The sequence below is a fragment of the Aquimarina rubra genome, assembly GCF_042684305.1.
In the GTDB taxonomy this organism is placed as follows: domain Bacteria; phylum Bacteroidota; class Bacteroidia; order Flavobacteriales; family Flavobacteriaceae; genus Aquimarina; species Aquimarina rubra.
Genome location: NZ_JBHULE010000007.1, coordinates 1 through 10,633, shown reverse-complemented (window position 1 = coordinate 10,633; position 10,633 = coordinate 1). Strand labels below are relative to the sequence as shown.

The window sequence follows — 10,633 nt, the reverse complement described above, 5'->3', positions numbered from 1 at the left end:
AGACCACCAAATTTTTAATTTGGCTTTTAAAATAGAAAAAATAAAAACAAAATAAAAAATTCGGCTCTATGTTTATCCGAAAAGTTAGTGTCTTTTTGCACGCTACGTTTCATACACAAACCGTTACCCATTATTAAAAAATTGAATGAATAAAATTTTAATCGGCATTATTCTAACTATTTATTCCGGAAGTCCCTCCTTTGCACAGGAATTAAAACCATTAGCGAGTTTAAATATCCCACAGGAAATACAATTAGTTCGCCAAGATGAAAAATGTGGAGAATTTGGTGGTGATAAGGAAATAATAAAAATATACAGCAAAAAATATAATGGAGAAATATTCGCTGACTACAAAAAAATAATTACCAATTGCTCTGAACAGATTGAAACAAAGGAAAACAATAATATAAAACTCTCTACTGAGAACTTAAAGTTAGCTGAAGAGTGTATTTTACAACTTGTAAATTCTAAATTATCCCTTCCTCAACGTATTGACAACAGCGGAATGTTTAACACTATAGTTTCTAGAGACTCAACTTTTTTTATAAGAGATTATCCATCTATTAACTGGTCGAAATTTAAGGACTTGAAAGAAGCAATTTTGAATAAATAAACAATGGGTAACATTATATATGTGTTCATAGCAGTTAAGTGATGAATCGAAAGGTTCTTGTATATTTGGTAAGGCGCAATGCTTGCAAAAAGTAAAAGTTAGCAACCAATGCGCAGAAATATCGAAAATCAGGGTAACATTTTGCCCTGCTACGACACATATATTAAACGTTAGGGCACATACTTGTTATCTGAAAAGCAAAACGCAATCTGAACCTGTCTGCGGACGAACCTCGATCGTTTGACCTGAGAGTTTTTGCAGTGGTTTGTATCGGATCAAAAGTAAAAAAGCAATGAAAAAATCACTCAAAAGGAGTATTTCGGAGCAGTAACGTGCTGAAAAATCGCTTTTTTTTGGCTGATTACGATAATTTTGACGGAAAAAGGATTTGTGATTTTTTGGTTTGGTAAGTGATAAATCCAAAGGCAGCAAAGTGATCGCTGGAGATTAAGAAAAATAATACGGAGCAATTCCTGCCAGAGGCAGGCAGGCGCAATCTGATATCACTTTACTGCGGCTTGTTTACTAAGTTCAGGCTTGTAAAAGTGGTACGTGCCATAACACTATATATGTGTTCATAGCAGTTAAGTGATGATTCGAAAAGTCTGTGTATTTTTGCAATAGCGCAATGCTTGCAAAAGGAAAAAGTTAGCAACCAATGCGCAGAAATATCGAAAAGCAAGGTAACATTTTGCCCTGCTACGACACATATATTAAACGTTGTGAGTAATCTAAAACTATGGAATTAGTATTGAGAGATGGGATTGAAGTAAAAATAAAAGAGTTACATCAATGGGGGACGTACAATGGTCTTCTTGAGGGACTTCCTACCGACAAATCCAATAAGCGTGCTATTGAAAGAGTAATTAAAAGAGCACAGGAAATGTGTTATATGGATGAATATTACTTGATTGAACCGAAACAAACACCTATTGAAGTCGATAAACCATATCGATTTGGAACTCCAATGAGTCTACCACCAATCGTATGTGTCGCGGAGTTATGGCATCATCAACCTGCAAGGGATGAAAAAATGCATGCATCTTCGTTATTATTAATTTGGTTTCAAAAGGAATATTGTTTTCCATTGGGTGACGAAATTATTGAAAAATTTAAAATGGTAGATTGGAAAAAACATGCCTTAGATTTTGAGTATTAATGGGATATGTAATATGCAAAATACACGGAGAAAATATCGCTGGTTTAATTTCCGAATATCACGCTGAGAAGGTTAATAAAATGAAGGAATCTATGGATTCTGAAATTCTGAATATCGAAGTATTGGACAAAAAAGGGCTTTTTAACGGACACTATATTGTGGATCCTACTTTGGTAAACAAAATAGGAATTAAAGAATTAAAAATTGACGTGGAATCGGAATTTGAAAAATATGAAATGATGTTTGATAAACTGTCCCCTATTTGTCCGAAATGCCTAAATAATTATTTAAAAAAAGAATAAAAACTACTCACAACACTATATATATGATCATAGCAGCTAAGTGATCAATCAATGGTCTGTGTATATTTGGTAAGGCGCAATGCTTGCAGAATGAAAAAGTTAGCAACCAATGCACAGAAAAATCGAAAAATAGGGTAACATTTTGCCCTGCTACGACACATATATTAAACGTTAGCAATAATTAAGAAAAACATTTGAAAAAACTAATTCTACTCCTTTTGATAGGAAGCTTAATTTCCTGTAATAATACCCCTAATTTAAAAGAAGTTCAGGTTCTCTTCGCACCTTCATTTCTTAATCCGACCAAATTCACAATTAATATTGAAGATAAAACTATTGAACAATACACATATCAAGATAGTTACTATGTCAAAGAATGGATAGATTCAACTTCATATAGAGAACACAGAAAAGACACATTAGTTATCCATTATCAAAAATCATTTCCGATTGATAATCAAATTTTAAATAAATTCTTAAACGAATTAAATACAAGTCAATTAGATTCTACAATACAACATCGGGAACCTATACTAGATGGAATAGGATTTAGGATAAGCGAAATAGATATAAAGAATGATACGATTTCTTTAACAAGTAATATCACTCGCAGAAATGAAAAATCTCAAATGGAGTATAAATTATTAGATCCTTTTTTTGATCTAGCATATAAATCAATAAAAGACTATAACGGTGTTTCTGGAATCGAAAATATTCAAGACTATTTTTCTTATGGCTTGCCTATAAGGAAAGTTAATGAAGAACCTATCGAATATCGTATTTGGGGTTCGATTTCAGGCTGTAGAGAAGATAATCAAGAATTTTTGACTCTTTTACAAAATCTCCCAAATGACAAACCAGTTATTTTTGATTTAAGAAATGGAAGTATCGCATATTGTTTAAACGAGGTACTTGAAGAGTTTAGTCAAAAAAGGGAACTCTACATTTATGGAGATAAAAGCGCTTTAAGTTCTAAGAAAATTATGGATGAAATTAAACTTGCCGAAAAGAATGGTGAAGTATTATCTGAATTAAGAATACAAGCCTATGAAACACACAAAATGATATACGAAAACTGGAAAAACAACCAGAAAATTAAATCGTTTTTAACAAAAGAAGAAGTAATAAGAACTATTGCTAACAATGGCTATAATTAATACAGGTTTTAGTGTTTAACCCAAAGTTTAGAGCCTTTAAACTAAGTCCGCCAAATCTTTTTGATTTGGCTTTATAAAGAAAAAGATAAAACAAAATAAAAAGTTTTGACTAAGTGCTTAATCGAAAGTTCACTACTTTTAATTCCCGTACTAACCATAGCCGAGACGTTAGGTACAATGATGAACAATACTGTTTTCACAAATAAGAAATTTGAATTAAATGGAATATCTATTCCTGAATTCAAGTTAGTATCTGGACAAATAATAAAAATTTATATACCAAATTTCGATTCTGACAATAATGAATTAGGTCATAAATTTTCCTTACTCTTATCTGATGAATTTCAAAACCAGAATTCTGAATTAATCTGGACAAAAGAACATTCAGGAACGGGACTTTGGAAGTTACTAAAACCTATTTCAGTTGGAGGTTTTATTATGAACGACTTAAAAATTGATCTTAAAAAAGCTCAAAATATCTCAGAGTATCTTGAATTGGATGTCAACGGAAAAGTTAACGATCTACTTCTTGGAAAAAGAAAAGCCTTAGCAATTAAATGTAATTTTGAAAAATTTGATTCACTAATCTTTGATTACTATGGTATTGGGGCTGCAGAAATTGATTATGTTGAGAAAATTGTTGATTCGGAAATTCGGAAAGGAAAATCTGCAATAATATTTGATCGGTTAGAATTTCAGCGTAAAAAAGAACTATATGAAAATATTGAACCTTTAAAAATAAAAGTACCTAACATTATATAACAAAACATAGCTGCCCTTTAGGTCAGCAACGTTTGTTATATTTAACGTTATAAGCAAGAATAAAATATTTTAATGAGAAAAATAATTTTTATTTTGATTCTTCTTCCAGTTACATTTTCCTGTAAAAATGAGCAAAGCAAAATAATACAAGAAATCGCACCTGTAGATGCTAATTGGATTAAAGGGAGTCCAACTTATTGGATAGAAGATGAAATTGATAGTATTTGGACTGAAATTGAGTTTGAGGACGCTTCAAAGCATTCTAAATATTGGAAATGCAACGAATTTAATCTGGAACTTAGCAATAACTTATCTATCAAGAAAACAATATTAATAGACCCCGAAACAGGAGCTAAAGATTCTGAAACAGTTGAGTATTCAAAAAAAATAAATGAAAATTTAAAAACTCTAATTAGTTTAAGATATGATTATAAAAGTGAAAGTTATTTCACGTTTCTTATAGATTCAATCGCTAGTGAAAAAAAAAGAAATCAGAACCAAATTAAATTAGATAGCTTGTATAAGTACGCGGAAGAAAACAATCTATATTTATGCGGAACCGCGGCTAACGAAATCCTGTTTGAAGGCTTGCCTGAGTTTCCAATACCACGAATAATAAGTTTAGATTCAACTTTATTAATAATCAAAAACTGGAAAAAAAATAGCTTATAACACTATATAACAAGACATAGTTGTCCTTCGGAACAACAACGTTTGTTATATTTACCGTTAGCAAACATTTGAGAAAAGAAATCATAAATACTTGGAATGGAGAAAAAGTTGAGCTAAATATAAGTTCTGACGGATATTGTTTCTGTCCAGTTTGCGGAATAAAATCGGATGACAAAGAATGGAGACCTTATGACGAAAATGGTCATCCTTCCTATGATATTTGTTCCTGTGGATTTGAATATGGATTTGATGACAATGGAGAACCTCCTTATTATAAAAGCTGGGAAAACTATCGAGAAAAATGGCTTAACGGAAAAATTGAGCAATTCTTCGGTAAGCGAATAACCAAAAATGAAAAGCTGGAACAATTGAAAAACTTGGAATTATAAAACTGACTGAAAGCAAAACTTAATGCTAAAAAAACAAAAAAAATACATTCGGAATTATTATGGAATTGCTCTTACTATAAACCTAATACCGATTGTTATAATGTTGAGTAGAATTGGAAATGTTCACGGAGAAGCTCAAATGGGTTTTATAATTTTTGGTGTATGGACACTAATCTGTGCTTTAGTTTATGGATTCTATTTTGCTATTCCTGAATTTAATAGAAATTGGGAGAAAATTGTAGGTCTTATGTTTCCTTCTATCATATTAAGTTTGATTTTATTTGAATTTCCAGAATTTAAAATTGCAATCATAATAAATTTAATACTTAACGGAATTCTTATATTACATTGGAAAAGAAACGTATGCTAACACCATATACGTGATCATAGCGGCAAAGTGACAAATCGAATGGTTGTTGTATTTTTGGTATGGCGCAATGCTTGCAAAAGTAAAAGTTAGCAACCAATGCGCAGAAAAATCGAAAAGCAAGGTAACATTTTGCCTTGCTACGACACATATATTAAACGTTGTGTGTCATTTGAAAAATGATTGAGAAAGCTAAAAACATATTGAATAAAAAACACCTTTTGATTATTGGAAAATCTAAAATTGAAAGACGGAAGTTCATTAATGACTTAATTGTAGGTGTGAATTTTGAGGTGTTTCGCTTTCCTTCAAATATGAAATTATTTGATGAGTATTATGATTTTATAAAAACGGAAAAGCTATATGAAACTTGGTATGATGCAAAAAGCTTTAATGGAAATCAAATTTTAGATTTTCATTGGGATTGGATTACTGAAAATAATTCGCTCATTATTATGGAGGAATTTGGACGGATGGAAGAAAGATGGCGGATTGAATTATTAAGGATTTATTTAAATGAAATTGAGAACCGAAAAAAAGGCGAAAAGAAAATCCATTTGATAATATCGCAAGAAAATGAAAATGGGCTGATTGAAAAGCTTGCTAAAGTGATTAATGTTGGAGAAAATGAAAGAAGAACTGAGAAGCAAATTGTTGAACAAAATTTGGAAATAATAGACATTTCGGAATAAAAAACGACCACACAACAACGTATATGTGGTCATAGCAGCTAAGTCATAAATCGAAAGGTTGTTCTATTTTTGGTAAGGCGCAATGCTTGCAGAAGGTAAAAGTTAGCAACCAATGCGCAGAAAAATCGAAAAACAAGGTAACATTTTGCCCTGCTACGACACATATATTAACCGTTAGGGCACATACTCAGAATCTGAAAAGCAAAACGCAATCTGAACCTGTCTGCGGACGAACCTCGATCGTTTGAACTGAGAGTTTTTGCAGTGGTTTATATCCGATCCAAAGTAAAAAAGCGATAAAAAATCACTCAAAAGGAGTATTTCGGAGTAGTAACGTACTGAAAAATCGCTTTTTTTGGCTCATTACGATAATTTTGACGAAAAAAGGGTTTGTGATTTTTTAGTTTGATAATTGATAAATCTAAAGGCAGCAAAGTGATCGCTAGAGAATAATAATATAATACGGAGCAGTCCGTAATCTGATATCACTTTACTGCGGCATATTTAATAAGTTCAGGCTTGTAAAAGTGGTACGTGCCATAACACTATATATGTGTTCATAGCAGCTAGATGAAGAATCGAAAGGTTATTGTATTTTTGGTAAGGCGCAGTGCTTGCAGAAAGTAAAAGTTAGCAACCAATGCGCAGAAATATCGAAAAGCAAGGTAACATTTTGCCCTGCTACGACACATATATTAAACGTTAGCAAACATATAAACCGATATGCAGAAATTCTCACTAATTTTCATTCTAATTTTAGCTTTTAGTTGTTCTCAAAAACAAGCTGACAACAGAATCAATGAATTTGAGAAAGTGCTAGGAGAAAGAAAAACTAAATCTCTGAATTTACTTGTATCTGACTTTGAAAAAAACTTAAGCAAAACCTATCCTGATTTGACTACCGAAAAGGCTTATCGAAAATATTTGACGGATATTATTTCGAGCTCTACGACTGACTGGAATAAATTCAAATTCCAATCTGACAAAACAAATACTGAATTCAAGAAAAGTGGATTATGGAATGATATATATACAAAAGATTCTGTCCACGGATTACAAGTTAATAGAGTTGGAAAATATATGAGAGCACTTCATAAAATAAAAGATTCTGACTCTCTAATTAAAAAATATTGGACGAAAAGAGAAGCTGCTGGAATTATGCAAAATGAATTGATGGTTAACGGAATTTTATATTCTAACCCCGATTTTAATGACTATTTCCACAAACGGATTGTAGTAATAGAATTCAGTTTCTAAAAAGTACGTTTGCTAACACTATATATGTGATCATAGCAGCAAAGTGATCAATCGAAAGGTTGTTGTATATTTATGAAGGCGCAATACTTGCAAAAAGATAAAGTTAGCAACCAATGCGCAGAAAAATCGAAAAACAAGGTAACATTTTGCCCTGCTACGACACATATATTAAACGTTGTGTGTAATTAAAAACTGAACTGACTTTAATTGGAAAAAATAATACATATAGTTCGCCAACCTTATGAAGAGCCATATCATATCAATTTAATTTTTGAGGCATCAAATGGAGAAAGCAAAGGACAACTTGAGATTTATGATAATGCTGACCAATTAAAAAGAATAGCTGAAGCTCTAGAAGGTTTTTCCTTTAACGGAACAAAACATTTTGTTTGGGAATTAGGCTCTGAAAAATCTAAAGACAATTTTGCATTTTATTTTAAATGTGAATTTTCACTATTAAATCACTCAAATGATTGTGTTATTGGAATTAGAGTGAATAATAATAGAAATTCATTATCGGAATTTAATATTCAATGTACACCTTCTGAACTGAATAAATTAGGACAATTATTTCGTGAATTTTCAAAATTAGAAAAAGAAACTCTTACTTGGTATGGATTTAGTGGTGAAGTAAAATAAAAAACTACACACAACACGATATATGTGATCATAGCAGCAAAGTGACAAATCGAATGGTTATTGTATTTTTGGCAAGGCGCAATGCTTGCCGAAGGTAGAAGTTAGCAACCAATGCGCAGAAAAATCGAAAAGCAGGGTAACAATTTGCCCTGCTACGACACATATATTAAACGTTAGCAAAAATGATAGTGAATGAAAAAAGTAATAATTGTTTGGATAATCTTATCCTTTTTTAATAGTTACTCTCAAGCTCTAAATCAATCGGAATTTGATATGATCTTGAAAAAGGCGAAAGACATTACTTACAATTTTAAACATAGTAAAGATTATGATTTTTTGGCGCGAGAGCTAAATCTTAACGAAAAGAACTCTGAATTAATAAAGCAATCTCTAGAAAATCTAGAATTAGAATTTAACACTCTAGACTCGAGAAATCACTTATTTTCATTTTTTACGGAATCAAAAAGTGATCGTTGGCTATTTTTGAATTTTGCAGCATTCACTTCACACCCAAGGAAGGATAAAGAGAAGGTTGAACGAGGAACATATTATTTCGTTTTGTATTGTTTTGCAGGTATAAAAGATGGTAAGGTCGTATTTGAAGGAGCACGAATCTTGGATCAGAAAGATTCTATTCATAAATGGTTCTTATCTATTCATAAGGTGTATATTGATGAGACTGCGAAAGTATATGATAAATACGGTTTCGTTCCTCCACCTCCATTTGCACCGCCAATAGATTTGAAATAAACTTTTGCTAACACGATATATGTGATCATATCAGCTAAGTGGTCAATCGAATGATTCTTGTATATTTGGTAAGGCGCAATGCTTGCAGAAAGGAAAAGTTAGCAACCAATGCGCAGTTTTTGTCGAAAGTAGGGTAACATTTTGCCCTGCTACGACACATATATAAAACGTTAGGGCACATACTTGTTATCTGAAAAGCAAAACGCAATCTGAACCCGTCTGCGGACGAACCTCGCTCGTAAGAACAGAGAATTTTTGCTGTGGTTTGTATCCGATCCAAAGTAAAAAAGCGATAAAAAAACCACGAAAACGGAGAGTTTCGGAGTAATAACGTGCTGAAAAATCGCTTTTCTTTGGCTCATCACGATAATTTTGACGGAAAAAGGATTTGTGATTTTTTAGTTTGGTAAGTGATCAATCCAAAGGCAGCAAAGTGATCGCTGGAGATTAAGAAAAATAATACGGAGCAATTCCTGCCAGAGGCAGGCAGGCGCAATCTGATATCATTTTACTGCGGCTTGTTTACTAAGTTCAGGCTTGTAAAAGTGGTACGTGCCATAACACTATATATGTGTTCATAGCAGTTAAGTGATGATTCGAAAAGTCTGTGTATTTTTGCAATGGCGCAATGCTTGCAAAATGGAAAAGTTAGCAACCAATGCGCAGAAATATCGAAAATTAGGGTAACATTTTGCGCTGCTACGACACATATATTAAACGTTACCACACATCCAAAAAATATGGATAAAAGAGATGAAATTTTAAAATTCTTACGTGAAAATAAAAGCAAATCGTTTACTCAAAGAGAAATTCAGAAAGAAGTATTTCCTAACTTGAATCAGGATCAGGTTAAACATTTATTAGACCAAATTATTCTCCACCAAGATGATCTAATGTGGGTATCTAGTAAAAAGTATAACTCTGGATTAATGCCGGTAAAGTATAGTGGATTAATTGATGAGTTTTTATCTAAAGGTGGTTTTACACAAATTGAATTCGATTTAGAAACTGAGCGACTCAAAAAAAAAAGAACGGGAATCTAAAACTGACCAAATACTAGACTTAGATTTGAAACTTAAAACTTTTGAATCTAAAATTGGAAAAAGAATAATTGTAGCTGGATTTGTGATTACCCTTTTGAGTTTTTTAATTACTATTTTAACCTTAAAACTCTGGAATAAAGAGAGTAAAGAAATCGAAGCTGATAATCCAACTGATACCAAAATAAGTGTTTCCGACAAGGAAAGAGAAATTAAAAACACTAACTTAATAAAACTTGCAAATTTTGAAAATGGTATCTGGTTTAACGAAGAAGATACCCTTTCTGGAATTGAAATAAGTAATCAAAAGTGGATTATGTCTATTATCGGAACTAAAACAGACTCAGCGGATATTTATGATTTCGAAATTACAAGAAGTTATTTGAAAGAGATAAGAACAATGTCTCAACCTATTGAGCTTCTTAGATTAACAAACAAAACTGACACTTTAGACTATTTAATACTGAATTATGATCAGAAAAAATTTAGTTTATCTCATATCCCAAGTGGAAAAACATATGTTTATATTAAAAAATAAGTAACGTGTGGTAACACTATATATGTGATCATAGCAGCTAAGTAGTCAATCGAATAGTTATTGTATTTTTGGTTAGGCGCAATGCTTGCAGAAAGGAAAGTTAGCAATCACTGCGCAGAAAGATCGAAAAGCAAGGTAACATTTTGCTCTGCTACGACACATATATTAAACGTTGTAAGCAATTTCCAAACCGCAACAGAAATTTCAATAAATTCCTCTGAAAACGGATAAAGGAAAATCAAAAATTAGAGAAATCTAAAAAAAACATTTCAAAATGAAATTATCAGGAAAATCAA

Annotated in this window: 14 protein-coding genes; all 14 read left to right on the top strand. The window is 31.8% G+C overall.

From position 1 onward, the window contains the following. Positions 1-145: 145 nt before the first annotated feature. The 14 genes from ACFSR1_RS04230 (at position 146) to ACFSR1_RS04165 (ending at position 10,337) form a co-directional block, all read left to right on the top strand. The gene (locus ACFSR1_RS04230) at positions 146-613 is read left to right on the top strand and encodes a hypothetical protein (protein WP_378289963.1); all 468 of its coding nucleotides are present in this window, start codon (positions 146-148) and stop codon (positions 611-613) included. Positions 614-1,352: 739 nt separating this feature from the next. Next, entirely contained in the window at positions 1,353-1,772 is a 420-nt protein-coding gene (locus ACFSR1_RS04225; RefSeq protein WP_378289961.1) for a hypothetical protein, read from the top strand. Further along, entirely contained in the window at positions 1,772-2,074 is a 303-nt protein-coding gene (locus tag ACFSR1_RS04220) for a hypothetical protein (protein ID WP_378289959.1), read from the top strand. Before ACFSR1_RS04225 ends, ACFSR1_RS04220 begins: the two co-directional genes overlap by 1 nt. Before the next feature lie 194 nt (positions 2,075-2,268). After that, positions 2,269-3,231, top strand: coding sequence for a hypothetical protein (locus ACFSR1_RS04215; protein ID WP_378289957.1), 963 nt, complete (start codon positions 2,269-2,271; stop codon positions 3,229-3,231). 177 nt (positions 3,232-3,408) lie between these two features. After that, positions 3,409-3,993, top strand: coding sequence for a hypothetical protein (locus ACFSR1_RS04210; protein WP_378289955.1), 585 nt, complete (start codon positions 3,409-3,411; stop codon positions 3,991-3,993). Between the two features lie 72 nt (positions 3,994-4,065). Further along, positions 4,066-4,665: a hypothetical protein gene (locus ACFSR1_RS04205; RefSeq protein ID WP_378289954.1), complete on the top strand. Its 600-nt coding sequence runs from the start codon at positions 4,066-4,068 to the stop codon at positions 4,663-4,665. Positions 4,666-4,733: 68 nt separating this feature from the next. Next, entirely contained in the window at positions 4,734-5,054 is a 321-nt protein-coding gene (locus ACFSR1_RS04200) for a hypothetical protein (protein WP_378289952.1), read from the top strand. Positions 5,055-5,076: 22 nt separating this feature from the next. Continuing rightward, the gene (locus ACFSR1_RS04195) at positions 5,077-5,424 is read left to right on the top strand and encodes a hypothetical protein (protein WP_378289950.1); all 348 of its coding nucleotides are present in this window, start codon (positions 5,077-5,079) and stop codon (positions 5,422-5,424) included. 176 nt (positions 5,425-5,600) lie between these two features. Further along, the gene (locus ACFSR1_RS04190) at positions 5,601-6,113 is read left to right on the top strand and encodes a hypothetical protein (RefSeq protein ID WP_378289948.1); all 513 of its coding nucleotides are present in this window, start codon (positions 5,601-5,603) and stop codon (positions 6,111-6,113) included. A gap of 723 nt (positions 6,114-6,836) precedes the next feature. Then, complete coding sequence (locus ACFSR1_RS04185; RefSeq protein ID WP_378289946.1) at positions 6,837-7,370, top strand: hypothetical protein; 534 nt, start codon at positions 6,837-6,839, stop codon at positions 7,368-7,370. A gap of 207 nt (positions 7,371-7,577) precedes the next feature. Next, positions 7,578-8,009 carry a hypothetical protein gene (locus tag ACFSR1_RS04180; RefSeq protein ID WP_378289944.1) on the top strand — a complete coding sequence of 144 codons (432 nt, stop codon included), beginning with the start codon at positions 7,578-7,580 and terminating at the stop codon, positions 8,007-8,009. A gap of 192 nt (positions 8,010-8,201) precedes the next feature. Then, positions 8,202-8,759: a hypothetical protein gene (locus ACFSR1_RS04175; RefSeq protein WP_378289942.1), complete on the top strand. Its 558-nt coding sequence runs from the start codon at positions 8,202-8,204 to the stop codon at positions 8,757-8,759. A gap of 740 nt (positions 8,760-9,499) precedes the next feature. Continuing rightward, entirely contained in the window at positions 9,500-9,802 is a 303-nt protein-coding gene (locus ACFSR1_RS04170; RefSeq protein ID WP_378289940.1) for a hypothetical protein, read from the top strand. A gap of 25 nt (positions 9,803-9,827) precedes the next feature. Beyond that, a complete protein-coding gene (locus tag ACFSR1_RS04165; RefSeq protein WP_378289938.1) occupies positions 9,828-10,337 on the top strand; it encodes a hypothetical protein in 510 nt (169 codons plus the stop codon). The last annotated feature ends 296 nt before the right edge of the window (positions 10,338-10,633 follow it).

Bases quoted from the DNA above. Each gene is read 5' to 3' on its own strand.
- ACFSR1_RS04225 (WP_378289961.1), top strand. From the start codon at position 1,353: ATGGAATTAGTATTGAGAGATGGGATTGAAGTAAAAATAAAAGAGTTA.
- ACFSR1_RS04175 (WP_378289942.1), top strand. From the start codon at position 8,202: ATGAAAAAAGTAATAATTGTTTGGATAATCTTATCCTTTTTTAATAGT.
- ACFSR1_RS04185 (WP_378289946.1), top strand. From the start codon at position 6,837: ATGCAGAAATTCTCACTAATTTTCATTCTAATTTTAGCTTTTAGTTGT.
- ACFSR1_RS04210 (WP_378289955.1), top strand. From the start codon at position 3,409: ATGATGAACAATACTGTTTTCACAAATAAGAAATTTGAATTAAATGGA.
- ACFSR1_RS04220 (WP_378289959.1), top strand. From the start codon at position 1,772: ATGGGATATGTAATATGCAAAATACACGGAGAAAATATCGCTGGTTTA.
- ACFSR1_RS04230 (WP_378289963.1), top strand. From the start codon at position 146: ATGAATAAAATTTTAATCGGCATTATTCTAACTATTTATTCCGGAAGT.
- ACFSR1_RS04170 (WP_378289940.1), top strand. From the start codon at position 9,500: ATGGATAAAAGAGATGAAATTTTAAAATTCTTACGTGAAAATAAAAGC.
- ACFSR1_RS04190 (WP_378289948.1), top strand. From the start codon at position 5,601: ATGATTGAGAAAGCTAAAAACATATTGAATAAAAAACACCTTTTGATT.
- ACFSR1_RS04195 (WP_378289950.1), top strand. From the start codon at position 5,077: ATGCTAAAAAAACAAAAAAAATACATTCGGAATTATTATGGAATTGCT.
- ACFSR1_RS04205 (WP_378289954.1), top strand. From the start codon at position 4,066: ATGAGAAAAATAATTTTTATTTTGATTCTTCTTCCAGTTACATTTTCC.